At 58.6% G+C, this 19,600-nt stretch carries 22 protein-coding genes and 2 pseudogenes; 15 read left to right on the top strand and 9 right to left on the bottom strand.

Annotation, left to right across the window (positions count from 1 at the left end; genetic code table 11):
* Positions 1-163 precede the first annotated feature (163 nt).
* The 9 genes and pseudogenes from DRB19_RS23140 to DRB19_RS23100 all read left to right on the top strand — a co-directional run.
* Positions 164-406, top strand: a pseudogene (locus tag DRB19_RS23140) (IS3 family transposase); the annotation flags it as partial.
* Positions 407-867: 461 nt separating this feature from the next.
* Positions 868-1,149 carry a BrnT family toxin gene (locus DRB19_RS23130; RefSeq protein ID WP_308494318.1) on the top strand — a complete coding sequence of 94 codons (282 nt, stop codon included), beginning with the start codon at positions 868-870 and terminating at the stop codon, positions 1,147-1,149.
* Positions 1,103-1,417: a BrnA antitoxin family protein gene (locus DRB19_RS23125; RefSeq protein WP_114188383.1), complete on the top strand. Its 315-nt coding sequence runs from the start codon at positions 1,103-1,105 to the stop codon at positions 1,415-1,417. Before DRB19_RS23130 ends, DRB19_RS23125 begins: the two co-directional genes overlap by 47 nt.
* 490 nt (positions 1,418-1,907) lie before the next feature.
* Positions 1,908-2,660, top strand: a complete 753-nt coding sequence (locus tag DRB19_RS23120) for an FkbM family methyltransferase (protein ID WP_162815818.1) — start codon at positions 1,908-1,910, stop codon at positions 2,658-2,660.
* 373 nt (positions 2,661-3,033) lie between these two features.
* Positions 3,034-3,255 carry a hypothetical protein gene (locus DRB19_RS23115; RefSeq protein WP_114188381.1) on the top strand — a complete coding sequence of 74 codons (222 nt, stop codon included), beginning with the start codon at positions 3,034-3,036 and terminating at the stop codon, positions 3,253-3,255.
* A 235-nt stretch (positions 3,256-3,490) separates the two neighbouring features.
* Positions 3,491-3,631, top strand: a complete 141-nt coding sequence (locus DRB19_RS30165; RefSeq protein WP_162815817.1) for a hypothetical protein — start codon at positions 3,491-3,493, stop codon at positions 3,629-3,631.
* Positions 3,632-4,228: 597 nt separating this feature from the next.
* Positions 4,229-4,384, top strand: a complete 156-nt coding sequence (locus tag DRB19_RS30160; protein WP_162815816.1) for a hypothetical protein — start codon at positions 4,229-4,231, stop codon at positions 4,382-4,384.
* A 66-nt stretch (positions 4,385-4,450) separates the two neighbouring features.
* On the top strand, positions 4,451-4,642 hold the full coding sequence (locus DRB19_RS23105; RefSeq protein WP_114188379.1) for a hypothetical protein: 192 nt from the start codon (positions 4,451-4,453) through the stop codon (positions 4,640-4,642).
* Positions 4,643-4,698: 56 nt separating this feature from the next.
* Positions 4,699-5,025, top strand: coding sequence for a hypothetical protein (locus DRB19_RS23100; protein WP_162815815.1), 327 nt, complete (start codon positions 4,699-4,701; stop codon positions 5,023-5,025).
* Between the two features lie 211 nt (positions 5,026-5,236).
* Here the strand turns inward: DRB19_RS23100 and DRB19_RS23095 are convergent, their stop codons facing one another.
* From DRB19_RS23095 to DRB19_RS23085, 4 genes and pseudogenes are all read right to left on the bottom strand, one after another.
* Positions 5,237-6,250: a calcium-binding protein gene (locus DRB19_RS23095; protein ID WP_114188377.1), complete on the bottom strand. Its 1,014-nt coding sequence runs from the start codon at positions 6,248-6,250 to the stop codon at positions 5,237-5,239.
* Positions 6,247-6,408 carry a hypothetical protein gene (locus DRB19_RS30155; RefSeq protein ID WP_162815814.1) on the bottom strand — a complete coding sequence of 54 codons (162 nt, stop codon included), beginning with the start codon at positions 6,406-6,408 and terminating at the stop codon, positions 6,247-6,249. Before DRB19_RS30155 ends, DRB19_RS23095 begins: the two co-directional genes overlap by 4 nt.
* 216 nt (positions 6,409-6,624) lie before the next feature.
* A pseudogene (locus tag DRB19_RS23090) lies at positions 6,625-6,891 on the bottom strand (hypothetical protein); the annotation flags it as partial.
* 58 nt (positions 6,892-6,949) lie between these two features.
* Complete coding sequence (locus tag DRB19_RS23085) at positions 6,950-7,621, bottom strand: UPF0149 family protein (protein WP_114188376.1); 672 nt, start codon at positions 7,619-7,621, stop codon at positions 6,950-6,952.
* Positions 7,622-7,992: 371 nt separating this feature from the next.
* Between DRB19_RS23085 and DRB19_RS23080 the strand changes: the two genes are divergently transcribed.
* Positions 7,993-8,322, top strand: coding sequence for a hypothetical protein (locus tag DRB19_RS23080; protein ID WP_114188375.1), 330 nt, complete (start codon positions 7,993-7,995; stop codon positions 8,320-8,322).
* Positions 8,323-8,683: 361 nt separating this feature from the next.
* On the opposite strand, the gene DRB19_RS23075 is transcribed toward DRB19_RS23080, so the two are convergent.
* Positions 8,684-9,082, bottom strand: a complete 399-nt coding sequence (locus tag DRB19_RS23075) for an HNH endonuclease (RefSeq protein WP_114188374.1) — start codon at positions 9,080-9,082, stop codon at positions 8,684-8,686.
* A gap of 1,153 nt (positions 9,083-10,235) precedes the next feature.
* Between DRB19_RS23075 and DRB19_RS23060 the strand changes: the two genes are divergently transcribed.
* Positions 10,236-10,556, top strand: coding sequence for a hypothetical protein (locus DRB19_RS23060; RefSeq protein WP_114188371.1), 321 nt, complete (start codon positions 10,236-10,238; stop codon positions 10,554-10,556).
* Positions 10,557-10,805: 249 nt separating this feature from the next.
* On the opposite strand, the gene DRB19_RS23055 is transcribed toward DRB19_RS23060, so the two are convergent.
* Positions 10,806-11,474 carry a hypothetical protein gene (locus DRB19_RS23055; RefSeq protein WP_114188370.1) on the bottom strand — a complete coding sequence of 223 codons (669 nt, stop codon included), beginning with the start codon at positions 11,472-11,474 and terminating at the stop codon, positions 10,806-10,808.
* A 783-nt stretch (positions 11,475-12,257) separates the two neighbouring features.
* Between DRB19_RS23055 and DRB19_RS23050 the strand changes: the two genes are divergently transcribed.
* From DRB19_RS23050 to DRB19_RS30145, 4 genes are all read left to right on the top strand, one after another.
* Complete coding sequence (locus DRB19_RS23050; RefSeq protein WP_114188369.1) at positions 12,258-12,605, top strand: hypothetical protein; 348 nt, start codon at positions 12,258-12,260, stop codon at positions 12,603-12,605.
* Positions 12,606-12,663: 58 nt separating this feature from the next.
* The gene (locus tag DRB19_RS23045; RefSeq protein WP_147021930.1) at positions 12,664-13,416 is read left to right on the top strand and encodes a calcium-binding protein; all 753 of its coding nucleotides are present in this window, start codon (positions 12,664-12,666) and stop codon (positions 13,414-13,416) included.
* A 159-nt stretch (positions 13,417-13,575) separates the two neighbouring features.
* A complete protein-coding gene (locus tag DRB19_RS30150; protein WP_147021929.1) occupies positions 13,576-13,755 on the top strand; it encodes a hypothetical protein in 180 nt (59 codons plus the stop codon).
* Between the two features lie 268 nt (positions 13,756-14,023).
* The gene (locus DRB19_RS30145; RefSeq protein WP_147021928.1) at positions 14,024-15,310 is read left to right on the top strand and encodes a hypothetical protein; all 1,287 of its coding nucleotides are present in this window, start codon (positions 14,024-14,026) and stop codon (positions 15,308-15,310) included.
* A gap of 321 nt (positions 15,311-15,631) precedes the next feature.
* On the opposite strand, the gene DRB19_RS23040 is transcribed toward DRB19_RS30145, so the two are convergent.
* From DRB19_RS23040 to DRB19_RS23030, 3 genes are all read right to left on the bottom strand, one after another.
* Positions 15,632-16,936: an O-antigen ligase family protein gene (locus DRB19_RS23040; protein WP_162815813.1), complete on the bottom strand. Its 1,305-nt coding sequence runs from the start codon at positions 16,934-16,936 to the stop codon at positions 15,632-15,634.
* A 156-nt stretch (positions 16,937-17,092) separates the two neighbouring features.
* Positions 17,093-19,051 carry a hypothetical protein gene (locus tag DRB19_RS23035; protein ID WP_147021927.1) on the bottom strand — a complete coding sequence of 653 codons (1,959 nt, stop codon included), beginning with the start codon at positions 19,049-19,051 and terminating at the stop codon, positions 17,093-17,095.
* 101 nt (positions 19,052-19,152) lie between these two features.
* The gene (locus DRB19_RS23030; protein ID WP_114188365.1) at positions 19,153-19,572 is read right to left on the bottom strand and encodes a GtrA family protein; all 420 of its coding nucleotides are present in this window, start codon (positions 19,570-19,572) and stop codon (positions 19,153-19,155) included.
* Between the last annotated feature and the right edge of the window lie 28 nt (positions 19,573-19,600).

Below are 19,600 nucleotides of genomic sequence, written 5' to 3'. Positions count from 1 at the left end.
CCGAGCGCGCGGCCAATGTCACTGAGCGACCAACCCTCCTTCCATCGGGCCCAGAGTTCCCGCTTCTGCTCTGCCGACAACCCTGGACGACCCATAAGCGCCATGGATAGTTCTCCCGAAGCACAACGAAATCAATCATGGTGCACTGACCGGTTGAACCCACCATCGGCATCTTCGCGGAGGTGCCGAAATGAGGTTTGGCTTCATCGAGCAGCATGCCCGTACCTGGCCGGTGCGGCTCATGTGCCGCGTGCTCCGGGTTTCTGCCAGTGGGTATTACGCCTGGCGCTCCCGGCCGGAGAGCCACAGGGCGATAGCGAACCGGCGCCTGCTGCAGGAGGTGCATCGGCTCCATGCCCAGCATCAGGGTCGCTATGGCAGCCCACGCATGCACGCAGCCTTACGATATGGGAGGCATCCTCAGAATCTTTGTCAGGAAGCCACTGCCACCGGTGAGGGTTCCCGGTCCTATAACGGTCACGGACAGGAATTCACATTCGAAGGAGAGACACCCATGTATCTCTTTGGAGTGCTCTTGACCTCCAACCCGGCACTCCCGACACCCCACCTTCCGTCAGAGGCGCTCTCCTGCGCAACGCCCTCTGCTATACCCGCACTTTCGACAGGTACACTGTCAGGAGATAGCCCTTGTCGGGTGAGGCGCCACAGCGGTGAACATCATGAACCGCTCGAGTGCATGGCCCAACACTATGACCCGTTATCTTCTTGATACCAACATCGTCAGCCATGCCACCAAGCCGTCGCCCTCGGACACGTTGCTGAGGGGGATGGCCAAACAGGCTGATCTTGCTGCGCATTCATGTAACTACAGAGTTATTGAAATCCGCAATTAGTGTAGCTACATAAATCCATGAGGATCACCTTCGACCCGGTGAAGCGCGCTGTCACGCTCCAGGAACGGGGCTCGATTTTGCCGATGCAGACGAGGTCTTCGCAGGCCTGACCCTCGACCAGGAGGATGACCGCTTCGATTACGGTGAGAGGCGCATCACCCCGGTCGGGCACTTGCGGGGACGGACGGTGATCATCGTATGGACCCCGCGCGGTGACGCGCGGCATGTTATCTTGTTGAGGAAAGCCAATGACCGAGAAAAAGCGCGCTTTGGGCAGCGACTTGGACAAGGCTGACGCCCACAGGATCCAACCTGAGGAGTATGAGGACATTCCCGAGCTGACCGATGAGTGGTTCGCTAAGGCGGAGGTCCACGAAGGGGGCAAGCCGGCCCGCCGCGGGCGGCCTCCTTCTGGCCGACGCAAGCAGCTCGTGACGCTCCGGATTGATCCGGAAGTTCTCGACGCCTTCAGGGCAGACGGCCCCGGTTGGCAGACCCGAATGACGGAGATCTTGCGGCAGACCGCAGCGGACCTTCCGGCCCGCCCTCGCCAAGAGCCTTGATCTGACCCTCATCACCACGACGAAAGCGAATTCGCAAGGGTTGAGGGCCCACCATCGAACACTGGGTTCAGGGGGTAGGCGGCTTAGCAACCATGCTCCTCGGCCTGTCCGCTTGAGGAACGGTGTCCGCCGGCGGAGCGTTGCCCCGGCCCAGTCTCTGGCAACGGAAGAGCCCTAGATACGTGTTCGCCGACCTCGTTCCAACCGTGCTCATTGTCCTCCTGGGCTTTGGCGTCCTAACTTGCGGAGTGGAAGGCGCGTTCATGGTGGCGTCGGCTGGCTAGCTGATATCCCATGAATAGACACGGCTTTGGAACTGGGTGCTCCAGCGCAGCGGCGTTTGATGAATCCTCTCCGCACCGTTGCACTCCAGCCACTTGCCCTAGGCTTTCAATGCCATTAGCGCTGCCCTGGTGCCCTCAGCGAGTATCTCTCGCTCGTGGGAATTTCATCGGATTGTTTTGACACAAAGAAACATCAGGAGGGATATTTGCTTACGAAGATCCGGAAGGCGGCTCGTTTATCTCCAGCAATCACACAGGCGATTCAACAGGGAATTCGCTCGAACCCTCCCACCTTCGTAGACATAGGCGCAAGAGGTGGCCTTCCAAGGCAGTGGTCCTTCGTACGAAAGTTCGGACTTATCAGACCCGTCTTCTTTGAGCCTGATCCTTCAGCAGCAGCAGAAATTCAACAAACTGACGCGAAAGCTATTATTCTGCCTTATGCGCTTGGATCAGCAGATGGGAAAGAAGAAGTTCTGAGGGTTACCGCTGCTCCTGGGCAAACGTCAGTTCTAATCCCCGATAAGATGAACCCATTTTACAATTCAACTTGGGATATAACAAAGGAGCTTAAAACTAAAGTTAGACGCTTCGATGCAGTGTGGGACAAGACATGGGGTCTTCCCGACTACGTCAAGATCGACGTACAAGGCTACGAACTCGAAGTTCTTAAGGGAATGGGTAAACTTTTAGAAGAATCCCTTTGTATAGAACTCGAATGCTCTTTTATTCCATTCTATATAGGTCAGCCTGTTTTTCAAGAAATCCATGACTTCATGCTTGATAATGGCTTTAACTTAGTCAAAATTAGACCTCTTGGTTTATATGAAGAAAAATCTTTCGTCGAATTCAATGCATTTTTTGTTAAATCGCATATGCATGATGATCCACGTGCGAAGTTATGGAAAGCCGTGAACGACGTCGGAAAAATGAAACGAGTTGTCACGTTCGGATATTGAGCAACATCCAGCCAGCTTCTGAATGTAGACTGCCAAATGACGTGAGCCCTGGGTTTCTTCCGCTCAGAGTTGGAGCCCGCTGGTTGATTGATGCCTGTTGAGAGGGGTGATGGCAACCGGGAGGATTGAATCCTCCGGCTGGATAGTCCTGGTCGTGGTCAGGGGCGCGGCGTTTCAGGTCAGAGCTGTCGTATGACCCTTGATATAGCCACGCTTATGCCAGGGAGCTTGGCTGGGGTCGATCAGACATTGCCTTTTCAGATCGTACCCTCAGCCGCCGGACCTCTGATCCATGGCCTTCGTGTGTCTGAGCACACATCGTTCCTCCGGAATGGGCGGATAGTCTTTGCCTCACCGCCAGGGAGGCCCAACGATGAAAACCGTCCTGTCTTACGGCTCGGCAAGGGCGTTCTTGATGGGCTGGCTGCCGATGGTGGCCATGCGCCCCTGGCAAGCTGTCGCCCACAACGACAATGCCAGGCCACCGTGGTTCCCGGGCGTTCAGACGCAGGGTGGCCGCCGACGGCATCTCCCGCATTCTGGGCATCACTCCACGTCCCGGGCCCTCAACGCCGCGACGACTGGAATGGAGTGAAGCACTGCCTCACCGTTCAGGTCGCCCCGGGACGGGCAGGGTGATGGTCGGAGGAGCGGATGCCCCACCCGCTCTGACATGATTTCGGAGGAGATCCTGCGCGAGGGCCGCGCCTCCATGACGGAATCGCTCTGGCCTGCGCCGTCTGAGCATGGGAACTGGACCTGAAGCGCGCGGTTGTCAGCCACAGTGAGCTTCACGTCGTGAGGCGGCATCCCATCAGGGGGGACGAGCTATGGGCAAAGGCAGCGAGAAACATCGCAGCAACGCCAAGAAAAACAAGCTGCGCGACAAGGCCAAGAGGCTGATCAGCGAAGGCAAGAAGCTGCAAGGGCGGCTGGTGCGCTATGACCACCGCGGCAAGACAGCCGCTTGACTGCCGTGCCTGAAAGGCGGAGCGGCGCCCGGCGAGGGGTCTCGGCTGTCATGCGGTCGCGGTGACAGGCTCATGCCGTCGTTGCGGCTCCGATGCACAATCTTGTACGGGCTGGAGCATCAGCGGCGGATCGAGGCCATCGAGACTGCGGCCAATCGCATCAGAAGCCGCCGATCCTGTTTTATGCGGGTCGTCCCAACCGAAGGCGGGGTATTCTGCGACCTGTATCTGCACGGAACGGATCCACCAAGCCTGGAGGAAGTCTTCGTCTTGCGGACAACGGGTGCGAATTTTACGCGCGACGTGGTGCCTTAGTCGGTCCTCCTCTCTGTGGCTCCTCTGTTTCTTCCCATCAGCTACAGCGACGGCCCTGCTCACGCATCCTGTGGCATTGCAGAGCCAGCCATGAGCATCGTCAGAACCTGCTTAGAACGTCAGCATAGGCTCATCGCACGCGACAAGACGATGGCCAGCATCCCCCGCTTGGCTCTCCGGCTGCTGGCTTCAAATCATTTTGATCACCTCTGTGATGGAATATGCCCGCCACCCCCTGCGTTTGCCAGTCATGTGACGGTAACCGATCAGCAGGACTAACTCATGAACCACCCCCAAGCGTCGGCCCCTCTCCAGGGCGCTGCTTTAAATCCAACGGGTCCCACCAACCTTGGTCCATCCCTTCTGCGTGCATCGATCCTCATCGTGACCTCGCTGGGTTCCTTCATCGGGGCGAGCCTTCTGTTGGCAAGCCTCTGACATGGCTGCGAACCGTAACATTTTCCGGAACGCGAACAGGGGCTGTTCTCAGCATGGGAGACCAAGATGAATGGCACAATCGAGTTGGTGGCTCAGGTGATTCATGACGCCGAGCAAGCCGCATGCCTGTGGGATGACGAGCCGGCAATCCGCAGGGAGCGCTTCCGGGAGTATGCCCGCAATGCCGTCAACCTGCTGGACGACGACATCGGTGTTCTTCTTCTCGCCTTGAAGGAGGCAGGAGCCGAAGCGCGCTGATGCACCCAAGGGCGGCAGTCCATCCTTCGACCCTATCCGAGACTCACACCTGACGGATGAAAGCGAACGTGAATAAAATGCATAACGGCCTCATGCGTGAAGCTTGCCTTGGGTTTTCCGGACCGGAGGACCAAGTCGTTTCACTCAACGTTCCCCTTGCGGCAGGGGACAGACACAACAGCCCCTTTCATGCCTTTGATGTTGAGTATGATCCCGAGCAACCCGACAAGTTGGTGATCCGCCTGCTGGAGCTCGATCAGGATGGGTTCATCAGGACGGCCCTGCAAAGCGTTCCGTTTCCTGTTGATCTCCTTGCTGATCTGGTCAGCAAGAGGACGGCGACAGCGGAGGAAATTGCGGAATGGACATCCTTGCCCGACTAGGTTGAGCGGAGTCCGAGAGCGTGTTGGTGTGATTCTCCCGACCTCTCTGTCGCCTGGCCATGCTCCTGAACGATAAGGCATGATGATCAGCAGCTGCTCGCGTCGTGACCCGCTTCTCTGGAGCGCGCTAAGGTAACGAGATGATCTGGCGCCTCAAACAGAAAAGCTCCGGATTGCTCCGGAGCTTTCTTCCTGTACCGGTCCAGCGACCTTAGATAATATAGAAGTCCTTGTGGGTCATCTCAAGGTTCTTCGCGATCGTCGCGAAGGCGACCGCTGCGCCCTTTCCAGAGTCGTCAGCGTCATAGTACAGAACGCCGCTATCCTTGTCGTAGATGATCCGATCGTCCTTGTCGTGTGCCTTGCCCGTGGTGTTGGTCCAGAAGGCAGACGATTTCAGGGTGCCGTTCGCACCAACCTTCGTGAACACGGCGTTGTCCAAGCGGACGGTGTCATCAACAACCCTGAAGTCCTTGATGGCATCCTTGTTCGTATACGTGTTCGCCTTGGTGTTGAACACGAACGCATCCTTGCCGGCCCCGCCGTAAAGGGCATCGTTCCCGGTGTCCCCGAACAGGTAGTCGACCCCTCCCTGTCCGTAGAGCTTGTCGTGGCCACCATAGCCCTTGAGGGTGTTGCTGCCGGACGTGCCGTACAAGGTGTCGCTGCCTGCATAGACCTGTTCGGGCGTCGGAGGCGAGGGAGGCGGCGGAGGGTTAGCGGGCAGCAAGCTGGAAAGGTTGAATGTTCCGTTGTCGAACGAGAACGCCTCAACCCCCGAGACAATGTCGCTGCCCCATCCACCGGTCAGGTCCGTGACCGTGACAGAGCCATCATAATTCAGCGAAAAGCTGTAGTGGGTGCTAAAGCCGCCGAAGCGCGCCGTATCGTAGCCAGCCCCGCCATCGATCACATCGTGCCCGGCGCCGCCACTGAGCGCATCGTTCCCGTCATCACCAAAGAGAACGTCATTCCCGCCGTAGCCAACCAGAACATCGTCCCCGAAGCCCCCTCGGATGATGTCATTGTAGTCATTGCCATCGAAATGGTCGCTTTGGGCGTTCAGGCGCACAAGCCAGGAGCCGCTCTGAAGATCGGCCGCCGTGGTGTGAACGTTCACACCACGCATCGTCACCATGGTGGCGCCATCCCTGAAATACAGCGCATCGTAGATGACGAAGTTCGCCCCGTCCGACCAATAGTTGACCCCGTATGAGTCGATCACAGAACTTCCAGACACTTCCAGATGGCTTGACCGTTCTGATCGTAGATCAGCTGTTCCGTGATGGAAGGATCCGACTGGACGAAGCTGAAGCCAGAGTCTCCGGTTGCAGACATGTTGAAGCCCTGCCCGAAATCGTTCGAGACATCGAAATACGCCATCCTGTGTAGGCCCTTACGGAAGTTAAGCACCGCCGGAATTCATTCGTCATGGTGCGCTTGTCCGTTCAAATAGGGAGATAGATAGAAGTCAAATGGAATTTTGTCGCATAATGGTCGATATTTACCTAAGATCTGATCCCTCCGATGCCTAAGCTTGCATCGTGAATACTCAAGCTTACATAGGGCCAGCTGGTTTTGTCTTGGGCTGCATGGCGTTCAACGTGTGGGTTGATGAAAGCTTGTGCGCTCAGAGTCCGTCCCGTAATCATGAGTGTCGCCCAAGCGGCGGATGAGGAGCATGACGGAAGCAGCGTATAGGAACGCGCGGGCTGACGTGAGCGTCGCCTCCGGATCCTTCCAGAGCCGGCGATTGCGAATGATCCACGCGAAGAATCTTTGAACCACCCAGCGGCGTGGGTGCACCGCAAAGCCAACCTGATCAGGCGGCTTCTTGACGATCTCGATGCGGATCGAGCTGCCCGTTCGGATCCCGATCTTTGCACCATGCTTGCCTTAAGTATCGCCTGACGCGCTGTCACGGTCAGTTCAGACCACAGCACTTCTTGTATTTCTTGCCGGAGCCGCACGGGCAAGGATCGTTGCGGCCCACCTTGCCAAACGCCAGCGCGGGCAGCTCCGAGGGACTTGCATCCTGCTGGCCCACCCTCCAGGCATGGAGGATCTCGACCCAGGCCGGAATGAGATCCGGCGCCTGTTCCGTGAGGTCCTGAACCTCCGGCTCCGACAGGGTGCTGTCGCCCTGGGCGAGTTCGCTGAGCATGATCATTCCGCTCAGCGCCACCCGAACCGCCTCGGCACCCCGGAGCATCGCCCCCCAACTCTCCGGCCGAAGCTGCATCGCGGCTTCGAATCCTTCGATCCAGAGTTCCCAGAGAACCTCGTCATGGCGCGTATCGACCTCGAACACCGGCGCATAGCGGCCGGCCTGCAGATCATGGGCTGTGGCGTTGTAGTGCTCCATCACCAGTTTCACGAGTTGCTCGGCCTGTTGGATGTTCTCAAAAACCGGAGCCTCGTCCTCATCGGTGCCCCACACCAGTGGCAGCCACTCGCTCGGCAGGATCAGATCAGGACAGACAAGGATCCCCGCCACAAAGCCATCGAGCTCACTGACCAGCATCGCGTCGCTGTCGGCAGGTAAGCTGGCTAGCTTCTTTTCGAGCAGCGTCAGACGTCGGGGAATGTTCGGCATGGCTTCTAGCTCCAAAGCAGCAGGTCACGGATGCGGCGGCTCGGATGATCCGTGACCCGAGCCCGAGCCTCACGCAGCCAGACCTCTCGATCAAGACTGCTGAATGCCGCCCTTGGCTCTGGCGAAAGCGCAAACCAATCTCACAAGCCCGATTGGCCGACTCGAATCGGTGGATGAGGCTGGCGTTTCCGTCAAACGGTGGCCCCCAGCCTGCTTGGGATGGTTGTCCTGAGATCGGAAGAAGCGCTTTCTCTGGACGTCTGCTGTTGATCGAAGCAACAAGGGGCGCCGTGTCACCAGGTTGAGGAACGGCGCCCACTCCTTGGCGTTGCCCTGTGCTGATCTCCAGTCCCACACAAGCAGAAGCCCCCATGTTCGCCGACCTCTTTCCCATCCTCTTCCTCGTCCTCCTAGCGGCAGGAATTCTCTGGATTGTCTGGCGCTTGGCGCGCCGTCTCGGTCGCTCGCCGGCCCAGCGGCCGGAGGCGATGGTCCAATCACCCCCTGCGCCCAGCGAGAGCCGGCGTGAGCCAGTCCTCCAACCTCCAGCCCGCCCGCCATGCACTATTCCCGACGCGGCCGATGTGTTGGCCTTGAAGGCGGCTATCGATAACCTGGCCCGGCAGGTTGCCGCTCTGGAACGGCGTCTGGCGCCAACCCCTGTCAACCAGCCAGTGGCCGAGGCGTCCCCCTCTGGGTAAGCTGTGGAGTGGCCAGCCACCCTGTCGGAGGCCCCGCGTGTGGTGCCGGATCACCGCTTGTGAGGCCGCATGTCACCGGGCGGTCCAACAGGATTGCCTGCCGACTCGCGGATACACTCGCGACCCGACGATATTGCCCTTGATGACCTTGCCTGCGACCTGGTTCCGCCGCGTCCCCACCGCCGGCATCGGAGCCTGCGAACAGAAATTCTCTTGGCCGATCACAATCCCGCGGATCGCCCGCTCGGCCGCATTGTTCGACAGGCAGAGTCGGCGTCCTCGAAGACGGTATGAACAGATTCTTCCTGTAGAAGCCGTGACAAATGCTGCGGGGTTGAGGCGCCAGGGCGTATCATCTTCTTCAGTCACCGGGTTCGACACGTATTCCGCGCGGAACGATCCTGCCCGAGACCTTCCGCTTCCATTGGCTGGTCTTTCCAAAGGGCAGGGGCCTCCTGGGTTCGTCAGCTCCGATATGCTGGATCTTCTGTCGCTTGGCCCGCGCGGCCCGACGATGATCATCTCGGGTTTTGACCGAGGCGCAGGCCTCGTGCGCGGGACCCATGTTCTCCAGATCGTCCAGACCGCCGAGTTCAAGTGCTCTGATGTGCTCAACAATCCAGCGCTCGCGCGCACCATCAATCGTTCGGTCGCATAGCACGCAAACACCGCCTGTTTTCTCCCACGCCTGCAACCGCCGGTGCGGTGTCAGTTTGCGGCGAGGTGTTGTCCTGACGTTATCAACCTGAACAAACGACATGGGGAGCCTCCCTCACTCGTCAGGTGAGGAGGAGAGGCCATCACCTCGGGATCCTCGATCATCCTCATTCAGAAGTTCGACGATCCGCTGGAACAGACACTCCCATTCGGTCCTCAAGGCGTCACAGGATCTGATGAGCCTCGCGAGCTCGCGATCCCGAGCAACGGGAACCAAGCGCACCCGCACGCCCAAAGATGCAACGCTGGGAGGTTTGGCGGTCGCTAAAGGTCTCCCCTTCGTGGGTGGCGTCATCGCTCGGTCTGGGCGAGAGATCTCTCTCATCGGAAGCCCTCCCAGCTGTGAGCGAAAAAGCCCTCAGAGGCGATCAGCGGTTCCCGAGCAGACCCGAAGGTGGGTTCATTGTGCCTGTTCAGGGAACACTCGCCGCTCCAGCTTCGCCATTTGGTCCTGGCAGAAGTGCCATTGTGGCTATGGGAAACCGTCGCTCCTAAGGGTGCAGTGATCAGCCTGTACACTTTGATCTGTAGAGCGGCGCTTGGCGGCATCGAGCAGATGAGCCACAAGAGAAGCTGCTGCAGTGCAGTGGCTCCTGGGTGATTTAGGCCTTGTACAACGAAAGGCCAAGTCATTTGGTGGTCGTAGATCATGGCTTACCTCGTGCATTAACAATACCCAGAGTATCAATTTACTCGGATTTGTCAATACTTGAGGAATCAATTATTTCCTGGAGTATCATTTATGTTGACAAGTGAGCAGATCCGGGCGGCCCGCGCCTTATTACGCTGGGAGCAGAAGGATCTTGCTTCCGCCTCTGGTGTGTCGCTCCCGACAGTCAAGCGTCTGGAAACCAAACCAGGCCCTCTGAATGCTCACGGCCTGACGCTTCAAGCTCTTCACCGCGCCTTCGAGACGGCCGGCATTCAGTTCATTCCAGAAAGCGGTGACGGCGGATTGGGCGTCCGCTTACGCGGTAGGGACTGACCTTACGTGTCGGTGAAGCGGTAGCTGCGCCGACCACATCCCTTACCCCTTCGATTCTCTGGGCCTCTTTCGAGCGCTCGCTCCTCCGATCCGTGCAAGACTGCCCTTCCGCACAAGAGCGTTTGAAGACTGCATCGGGCGCTTGACACGCAGAAACGCTAGCCAGACATTCGCTTGATGGCCCAGTCCGTCTCTAAGCTATGGCACCTCAATGAAGATCGACATTGACCAGCTGACCGAGGCCGAGCTCATTGACCTCAACCACCGCATCGTCGAGCGCCTGCGCTTTCTTGACCAGATGCGCGCTCATGTGGAGATGCTGGAGTTCAAGATTGGCGACCGCGTCACCTTCCAGCCCCCCGGTCGGGGCCAACTTGAGGGCATGCTGACGCGTTACAACACGAAGACCGTGACGGTGATCACTGACACCGGGCAGAAGTGGAACGTCTCGCCAGCCGTCCTCAGCAGGGTCAAGCCGACCAAGGGCACCAACACGGCTGGATCCAACGTGGTCCCGCTGAATAATCGCTGATGCCACGATTGCCTCGGGCGCGGTTAGACGAAGAAACCGGGCGCCCTGGCGAGCCTTGCGGCGCACCGCCGCTCCTTCGCCTCCTCAGACCTCAACAAGGTTGAATTCACAGGAAAGCTTCAGAGCGAGATAGCAAGCGGGCGGGGGCAGTCCCTGGCCAAAAATAGGAGACTTTCAACAAGGTATGCTTTCAACAAGGTATGTTAGTGAAGCAGATGTTCCGCCGCCGGCACGTCCGTGGATCCGAGGCTAGGTTGGAGATCTTGGAGCCAAGTCCAGAGCTTTGACCCATCCAGGCTCTGTGGTGCCCAGGCGCGTTTGTAAGGTCAGTGCCATCGTGTCGCGTTCCTCGGCAGGCAGGGAGGCGAGGGAGGTCCGCAATTCCGAAAGGGTTTCGCGGTTCAAGTGCCCTCCGACGTGGGCCAACTCCGACGTCATCTGCCGCTGCAGGTCAGGGGTGAGCAGCGGCCAGATCAGGAAGGCAAAGCGCACGCGTTCGATCATCACGTGCCGCTCATAGCGCCCGGTGAGGATTGAGTTTTCCAGCGCCTTGGTGACCAGGGGCACGGGTTCGCTGCGCACGAACCGGACATAGGCCAGCAGGAGCCAGTAGGATGGTGAAGCCGGACGCTGCTTGAGCTTATCCTCGATCCGGCGACCTAACTCCTCGATATGCTCGGGTTCAACGGTCGCCTGCGCCAGGCGCACAGCAAGACTTGTCGCTCTGTCGCCCAGTCCAGGAATCGAGGACCACACCTCCAGGTCCTTCGCCAGATCTTCTGACGTAGCCTGTTGGTTGGGCAGTACGGCGGGGATGCGGCTTTCAATCATACCAAGGGCGGCCGTGCCAACCGTCAGGACCAAGCCGTAAACAGACAGTGCGCCAAACAGAAGCGCCATGAGCAGATGTTGCAGCATGTTCAGTCAGACCATCTCCACCGATGCGGCCTTACTTGGCGCGATCGATACTATCCAAATAGGCGAGGCGGGCACAGCAAAGGCAGGGGGCACGGCCGACAGGGCCCGTTTCAATCACCGCACTATGTATCTCACCACGCCCCTTGTCCCCGTGTTGGGCTTCTCTTAACGAGGCGATTTGGCAAACACTACTGAAATCATCAGACCGCGACGACATGGATGTCACGCGCAACTCTCAGGAAGGTGACCCCATGATCACGCACTGTAATGAGGCCGTGAGGGGCTGGAAAAACCTGCAGGAAGCAGCGGCTGATGATCGAGCAGGTGGTGTCTTGGTCGCGCGCCGGGAGGTAGGTTAGGGCCCAGCTTTTGCCCCTTAAACGGCTACCCCCTTCGGATAGTATAAGTTCCGTTCGATCATTGTTGCGGTGTCGCAAGATAGTAATTGAGGTTGCTAATAATGCCCATGTGTCAGATTTCAAACTGGTCGACAGCGAGATTAGCCGCATGACTACTGAAATTTAGGCAAGAAATATTGTCAGCTGCACCGGTAATTGCGCTAGAATAATGCAACGGTCATCGAGATATGTGCGTCGGATGGTGGGCGAATTAGGCGGTATCTACTTCTGAAAATTGCGTGGTAGCACTCCGTCCGTGCGTCGAGTGGCGATTTCCGCCGAGTGTATCCTTTGAGCAACTTGTTTCAGCTTGCGCAAAAACACGGTCATGGTTTAAACATGATTTGATTTCCGTGAGGAACATCGATTGCCATGAGGAACGATCATGAATTTTAAGAAGTCGCGTCCGCTGCTCCTAATGGGTGCAGCGCTGTTCGCATCGGCCTCGATTGCGGCATCTCCTGCCAGCGCCCAGACATCGGGTGACTGCGTGCTTGGTGTCGGCGCCAACTGCGAGGACACTTTCGGCGCGTCCAGCGCAGCCAGGAAGGTTACTCCGAGCCAGGCCACGACCCCGTCGACGGCAAGGTACGATGCCTATGTGGCGTCCAAAGAGAAGCAGCAGGTTGGCCTAGCCATGGCGCTGACCAGGGCTGCGGAGCAGGGCAAGCAAGGGATTCTGAAGGCCTGTCAGGCCGTGAGCCCCAACAAGCCAACCGACGCCTGCCCTTAAGGCAGCCAAGGGGCGCCAGGCGCGCCTCACAAAAACAACATTTCAATTAGGGGCTATCATGGCAAAAGTGTCTTGGTATGGCGAGGGCGGTTACAACCTCGCTTTCGTTGATTTCGGTTATCTGAGCGTGGCGTCCAGCTATTCGCGCTCCAGCAACAAGTACGTCGTCAAGTATCCTTACAAGACCAACGACACGTTCATCGGTTCGGACTTCACGTACAGCGGCAACACTCTCAAGAGCGGCACCGTCAATACGTATACCGGCTACGATGAAGGCAGAAAGTCAGTGACGATCAGCGGCCTGGCGCTGGACGCACCGGCTGTCGCAAAAGCTGCGAAGACGAAAAGCATCTTGGACGATCAGAAGCTGTTGAAGACGGCTCTCTCGGGCGCCGACACGTTCTTTGGCAGCAGCCGCAGCGATGCCATCCAGGGCTTCGGCGGCGACGACACGATCCATGGTCGTGGGGGTGCAGATATCCTCGCTGGCGGAAGTGGACGCGACACCTTCGTGTTCAAGTCGACGACGCACAGCGGAACGTCCGTGGAAACCGCCGACATCATCCTGGACTTCACAAGCAGCGATCGCATCGACCTGTCGGCTATCGATGCCAACACGAACGCTTCGAAGAACCAGGCTTTCACGTTCATTGGAGCGAAGGACTTCACGAACAAGGCTGGTCAGCTGCGTTATAAAATGTTCGGCTCCGAGTCCGTGGTTGAGGGTGACGTCAACGGGGATGGTCAGGCGGACTTCTCGATCCTGTTTGACGATCGGATCAGCTTCAAGAAAGATTACTTCATCCTTTAAGCTTCGTAAGCGTCTCACGACGAGCCCTCACTTCCCGCGAAGTGGGGGCTTTTTTGTGTGGCGGCAGCGTGATCTTGACGGTTCACACCATGATCATGCTGGCGTCGCGGCGCGCCGTTCAGCCGTGCTGCCGTTTTGACGTCATGCCTCGAGGAGATCGTGAACGTGCGACCCATGCGCCTACACGGCGGCACCGCGCGGCCGGGTAGGTTTCGCCTCAAGGGCCGGGGGACTTGCCTTACAGGCTTTCTTGCGGAGCCGCCGGAGTTCCTCGACCACGGCACCAACAATGGCTTGCCCACCGACTTGGACATGACCTATGCCAACCTTCGGATGTGACAGACCAGTTTTCTGACGCGAAGGATTCAGACTCTCAGACGCAGCGCGGCGGGAGTAGATTATTTAAAGCTTGGGTGCAGTATGCTGGATCTGAAGGAAGCAACTCTGATAAGGCACAGGGCGCACAAATCTCGGAGTCCCTGTGTTTCGCTTCCAAGTTACAACCGTTGGCTTATCCAGGACTGCATCCTTCAGGGTTAGCCTCATTGCAGTGATGGCTGCATTGCTGTTCAGTGGCATCCAAACATACGTGTCCGGATGGGCACTTATGAACAACGGTGACGGCTTCAGGGTGCTTCGGTCGGCTCTTGTTGATTATGAACTTGAAGCGACGCCGTATACCCGGTTCCCTGTCGATGCACTGATAACGGGAAGGGAAAATCCGAATTACCAATCTCCGATCCCAAGTTCCACATCGGGAGCGGTTGCATTGGGACTATCCGTCGGATTGACGTCTCTCGGAATATACAAATTTCACTTTGCGATATTGTCGTTCATATATTTTTTATGCTTTTTCTGCGGAATTATTTTGCTTTATAGTCAAGCGAAGAGCAAGTTCCCCGGATTTTTAATTGTTGTTACAACACTGCTTGCCCTGTCGAGCCCAACCTATGTGGGATATTTCAATTCAGTCTTTGAAGAAGCCGCGACTCTCGCCCTCGCACCTCTGTGGGTAGCTTTGTTTTTTCGTGCAGTGTACCGAGACGAATCCGGAGCATTATTCCTAGTAGTTTCAGCCCTCGTGGCATTTTCGTCAAAGAGTGCATTCCTTTTTACATTGCCGATTTGCGCATTGGCATTTTACCGACCGCGGGTTGCTCATTTTAGTGCTTTATTCGTTGTCGTGACTGTGCAGGTGGCTCTGTTCAATATTCATATGAGCGTTTACCCTCACGCAAACAATTTCAATCGTGTGTTCAATGGCATCGCTTATGCAACGTCAGGCGTGTCAGGGTGGCCCGCGTACAATTTCTCGGACAGGATGAAACTCGCTCCCGAACGAGTGACCAAAGAGTCGTTCGAGGCCTCGGGACTTCCCAGCGAGTTTGCTGCTGCTTGGGGGAAAGGCTATTGGCCTCTCGGAAAAAGCATGGATGTTGAGACTAGGCAGCGGTTTTCGGATTTGGGAGCTTTGACTAATTTTGTGAAAACTTTCTATAGATACCTTCCTTTAATTTGCAAAGAAGCATCGTTTTCTGCCTTCAGGTCAGACCTTTCGCTTGGGTATCTTTACAATGTAAAATCGATGCATACTGCAGATGAGCGCTTTGGACCATTTTCATACTATTGGTCCGGGGGTGTATTGCTTGCAATCGGTGGGATGCTCGCTTGCGCAACGGGGGCACTGCGCAGAAATCTCCCGTGGAGCTGCGCGGGGGCGGCTGTTCTGTTGGCCCCAACCTATGTTGTAATCGGCGATGGCTTTTACGAGTTCGAGAAGCACCTCGCACCTTTCTTAGGGTATGCTATGTTTCTCATACCAGCTTCCATCATTGCCGCCGTAGAATGCCGAGCTCCAGAGAAACACGTTGAAAGAGGCTTCGCCTTGAGTTGATGGCGGTAGATGCTCGCCGTGCAGTTCTGCTATCGATCGATGACAGGGCTTCCCCACAAAATGTGCGGGTCGCACACAGTCTTAAGCAGCTGTAAATACGCTGACGCGGGAGATCGAAGCCAGCGCGGTCGAGCATGTGCCGCTTGATCATCCTGAGGAGATTGATCTGTCCATCCACGGGGCTCGTCCATCTACCCTACCTGCAGGACCAAAACCGTGAGGACCGGAATCGATTAAGTCGAGACGCCGGGGCGACCGCTGGCTTCATGGTCTCGGCAGGTCACGTCCATGGTAATCGATGCTTACAGTTAACCGAGCAGGCTACCCAACAGGATCGGCTCTTACTGAAGGTTGAACTGCAGCACCAGTGCGCGGCACGACAGTGGTGTCATCCCTAATCTTGTGCCGCTGCCTGGGGATCAAAGTTCCGCGAGCAACGAGGCCAACGCAGGCGGCAAAGATGCTCAATGACAAGGGAAGAAACAGCGTACCGTCATGAACCGAATAGGCGACCAGAACCATCATGGCTAGGAGAGGAGGTAGCCATTCGCCGCCCAGAGCGCGGACGCCACGGACAATCCCCCTCGCGAACTGGAATGCCAGAACGAGGACGCAGCCGGTTCCGACCACACCCCAAGCCAGCAGCAATTGCACGAGGGCATTGTGGGGCTCATGCTCGGGACGAGGTGTGACAGCTGCCAATTGCCCTTCTCCGTAGCCAAACAGGGGGCGTTCGGAGATGGCATCAAGCGCGAGTTCCCAAACCTTGATCCGTTCGTAGGTGCTCTCGCCGTCCTTGGTCGCTGCCACAGCGCGATCGAGCCCCATGCCTTCTGGTAGCTCAGGTAGCCAGGAGGCAAGGGCGAGGCTGATCAAGACGCTGGCCATCGCCCCCAACAGAACCCGCCGTTGGCGCAACGCCGGAAGGAGAAGCAGACCAGCCACGAGCGCCCCCCCGACCGCGGAGAATGTGCCGCGTGTTCCGGTCCAAAGGGCGATCGCAAAACCTAGGGTCGCGACTCCCACAGTCAGCGCCCACCCAACCCGGCTGCGCACAAGGGCCAAGCGGCCGATGCAGAGGCCAATCATTGGGCCCGCATAAAAGCCGAGCTGCCGAACGTGGTCCACAGCGGGAAAGCCCTTGACCCAATTGAAACCTGCAGGATCGGAAACTCGCGTGACAAAGATCACTAGAAGGATCGCAAATACGACGAAACCAGCCATCGCGGCTGTGGTGACACTCTCTCGATCAAACTCCCTGTCGCAGAGATACATCACCGAGAGTCCAAACGAGACGTGCAGGATCCACACCGCGGTCAGCAAGCACGCGAGGAAGGGGAAGGTCGCCACCAGGACCGCTGTGCAAACCGCGATCGTGAGCAGCCCCAGCGCGGGCGCCAGAACCCGCCAGGGAACGGTCGCGCGCCGGAGCGCCGCGAACCCTCCGGCGCGCACGGCCACCCCGATCACGAACAGCTCCACCACGAGCATGGGAGCCGCAAGCAGTTTCACCACCCTCGTGAATCCGCTGACAGGGCTGTCGGGTGTCCACGTAAGCAGCATCAGCACCACAGGGGCAAAGCCGATGGCAGTCGGAATGACATAGCGCTGAAGATTGCTTTTCATGGCACATCCCTCATGTGTTGCTGTGGCTCCGGCATTCCCCACAGGCTCACTCATCCAAAGGTTCCCGGGCTAGCCCAGATGCTGGCGTGACACGAACCTCGGTGTGTCACTGGTGCTTCCGGCGCCCGCGGCGAGGGGACGAGCACGCGGTTCCTCTCAAGGGTCTCCAGAGCAGCCAAAAATCGCATATCGCTCATAGCGCTTCCAGGTGATCTGGTCGCGCTCCACGACCAGTTTGACCGCCGCGGCCGGCGTCTGCCATGTGGGGACCGGCGCCCTCCCGCTGGTGGACCCGACATGATCCATGGACGCAATGACCCACGCCGGGGCATTCGGGCTTTGGCAAAGCGTCGTGAGCCTTGCGTGTGACACGTCAGGCGTGCGGTCCACGGCGGGCGTCGTGAAGGGGGCACGCATCTGTTCGCCTGCCAGGCCAAGGTCAATCAACTGGCGCACGCGCCGGTCCCACTCGAGCGCGAGGGGGTGCGAGAACACGACGCCGGCTCCCTGCATCATGGTGACCCAGCTCGGTCGTCCCGCCAACGTCCACGTGCTGAACCCACCCTGCAGCCAGGAGAGATTGGCGGGATTGAGCCACACCACGTCCCCCGGGCGCCCTGCGATGATTTGGGTCAACTCGCGATCCGGTGTGCCGCGATCGATCGTCTTCTGCAAAGAGGAGCGATCATCCCACAGCATGAACGCGGCCAGGACCAGGGCCACCGATGCCACAGCTTGCCAGGCGTGTTTCCATGTCCGTCCCGCTGTGTTGGCCCAGATCACGGCGAGAATGGTGATCACCAGAGAGTGAATCCCGAGCGCCTGCACCATGGCCAGATCAAGATGAGCATCCTGCGGCTTGGTCTGGATCACGGTGATCAGTTTGGAGAACAGGATGCCGGCCTGGAGGGATGCCAACGCCAAGACGGGGACCCAGGCAAGGCGCAGGAGGACCGGCCGGATCCGATCCCGCAGGCGCGGCTCACCCAGGAAAATCACCAGGGCAACCGTTGACGCCGGCACGACAAAGTTCAGATCGGTGGCGGCGACCCAGCCTAGGGCCAGGCATGCGAGCACGGCCCGGAACACCCCGCCTTTCTGCCAGAGCGTGACGGAGCAGAGCGCGAGGGCGGCGGCCGCGAACACGCCGAGCAGCCATGTCGAGCGCCAGATCTGGACCTGAACGATGAGGAGGGAGGGGACGAGATCGCCGACGATCAGCGCAGCGGCGAGCCCTGCCACACTCACACACAACACGCCCGTCATGAGTTGACGAACGCGTCCCTCGCTGAGGAGCGCGGCGATGACGAGCGTCACCCCTTGAATGAGAATGCGGCTCCAGGCTTCAGCCGGCCAGTGGCTTGGAAACAAGTAGCGGCTGCGGGCCTCCACGATGTCGTGCCACGCCGGGTCCATGACCGTCAACAGACGCCCGGCCAAGGGCAGGTTCAACCCGGCTGCCACCAGCACCACACCGGAAGCTGCCAGCGCCGCCCCGATCCAACGTTTATCCTCAATGCACAGGACAACCAGAACAACCGCCAGGCCGGGCAGGGCCATGATGGGGTGGAAGAGGCTGGCGGCGATGAGGAGGCCTATCCCAGCCCCCGTCCTGCCCGAAACCCACATGGCCAGCGCGGCCAACACACCAGCCTCAGCAAACGGCCGGGGGATCGCCAAGGCCTCCCCATACGAAAAGGCGCCAAAGGCCCCGTATTCAGGCCCCAGGACGCACACAAAAATCAGGATGATCCAGGCCCGTCGGCCAGGGGCGAGGCGGTTGGCCAGAGCGGCCATCGCGGCCAGCCATAAAAGCAGCCCCAGCAGGCTGATGCCCACCGCAGCCAGGGATGGTCCAAGGGCCGCAACCGCAAATCTGAGCAGGTGCGGGAAAATGCTGAAGCCAAACTGCCCGTCCTGGACGAACATCACATCGCGTCCAATGCCCTGAGGATCCAGCTCCGCTAAAGCCTGCCCGACATAGAGTTGGGCATCGTGCACAATGCCACCGTAGGGACGGCTGAGAAGCCACAGGGCTGTGAGGCCGGCCGCAGGGAGCGCCACACGCGCGATGCTCTGGCCACGGGCCCGCCACAGCGTGCTCTGGGGTTCCACCCGGCTCACCTCCGCTGCCGCACGGGAGGAGTTGCGGACACCGTGCGACGTTGCATCCGCCGCTGGCGGGGACATCAGGGGAGCGGACGGTCCGTTCGACATCATGCCACCGCTGGGAAAAGTAGGGCTCGCCGGACAGCAAAGTTGAACAGGAACACCACGACGGCCGTGGGAGCTTTGGCGAGGCTATAGGGCAGCGGGGAGTAGGTCACAAGGGCCCAGAGGAGAGCTTGGTTGATCCCTAAGCCGAGCACGCCAATGGCCAGGAAGCCGGCAAACTCCAAACGTGTGCTCAACACACGGCGTTGCTTGAACACGAAGGTGACGCTCAGCGTATAGGTGACAAGAACGCCGGCGCAAAAGCCGATGGCCGCCGAGGCGGCATAGTGAAGGCCCACCCGCTCGGTCAAAACAATCAGAAGGCCGTAATCAATCGCGAGCGCCAGGGCGCTGCTCAGGCCATACTTGAACAGGTCGAGAAAGGGCCCCAATCCTTGAGGCCACATGGCGCGTGCACCCATCAACGGGATCGCAATCCTGCGGTGGTGT

The sequence above is a fragment of the Microvirga aerophila genome (assembly GCF_003332305.1).
GTDB lineage: Bacteria > Pseudomonadota > Alphaproteobacteria > Rhizobiales > Beijerinckiaceae > Microvirga > Microvirga aerophila.
This window is presented reverse-complemented; position numbering and strand designations above follow the sequence as displayed.

Coding starts and splice junctions, on each gene's coding strand:
- DRB19_RS23040 (WP_162815813.1), bottom strand. CDS start 16,936: ATGAAAAGCAATCTTCAGCGCTATGTCATTCCGACTGCCATCGGCTTT.
- DRB19_RS30160 (WP_162815816.1), top strand. CDS start 4,229: ATGAACCACCCCCAAGCGTCGGCCCCTCTCCAGGGCGCTGCTTTAAAT.
- DRB19_RS30165 (WP_162815817.1), top strand. CDS start 3,491: ATGGGCAAAGGCAGCGAGAAACATCGCAGCAACGCCAAGAAAAACAAG.
- DRB19_RS23060 (WP_114188371.1), top strand. CDS start 10,236: ATGAAGATCGACATTGACCAGCTGACCGAGGCCGAGCTCATTGACCTC.
- DRB19_RS23045 (WP_147021930.1), top strand. CDS start 12,664: ATGGCAAAAGTGTCTTGGTATGGCGAGGGCGGTTACAACCTCGCTTTC.
- DRB19_RS23125 (WP_114188383.1), top strand. CDS start 1,103: ATGACCGAGAAAAAGCGCGCTTTGGGCAGCGACTTGGACAAGGCTGAC.
- DRB19_RS23080 (WP_114188375.1), top strand. CDS start 7,993: ATGTTCGCCGACCTCTTTCCCATCCTCTTCCTCGTCCTCCTAGCGGCA.
- DRB19_RS30155 (WP_162815814.1), bottom strand. CDS start 6,408: ATGGCGTATTTCGATGTCTCGAACGATTTCGGGCAGGGCTTCAACATG.
- DRB19_RS23085 (WP_114188376.1), bottom strand. CDS start 7,621: ATGCCGAACATTCCCCGACGTCTGACGCTGCTCGAAAAGAAGCTAGCC.
- DRB19_RS23075 (WP_114188374.1), bottom strand. CDS start 9,082: ATGTCGTTTGTTCAGGTTGATAACGTCAGGACAACACCTCGCCGCAAA.
- DRB19_RS23100 (WP_162815815.1), top strand. CDS start 4,699: ATGAAAGCGAACGTGAATAAAATGCATAACGGCCTCATGCGTGAAGCT.
- DRB19_RS23105 (WP_114188379.1), top strand. CDS start 4,451: ATGAATGGCACAATCGAGTTGGTGGCTCAGGTGATTCATGACGCCGAG.
- DRB19_RS23055 (WP_114188370.1), bottom strand. CDS start 11,474: ATGCTGCAACATCTGCTCATGGCGCTTCTGTTTGGCGCACTGTCTGTT.
- DRB19_RS30145 (WP_147021928.1), top strand. CDS start 14,024: ATGAACAACGGTGACGGCTTCAGGGTGCTTCGGTCGGCTCTTGTTGAT.
- DRB19_RS23030 (WP_114188365.1), bottom strand. CDS start 19,572: ATGGGTGCACGCGCCATGTGGCCTCAAGGATTGGGGCCCTTTCTCGAC.
- DRB19_RS23050 (WP_114188369.1), top strand. CDS start 12,258: ATGAATTTTAAGAAGTCGCGTCCGCTGCTCCTAATGGGTGCAGCGCTG.
- DRB19_RS23115 (WP_114188381.1), top strand. CDS start 3,034: ATGAAAACCGTCCTGTCTTACGGCTCGGCAAGGGCGTTCTTGATGGGC.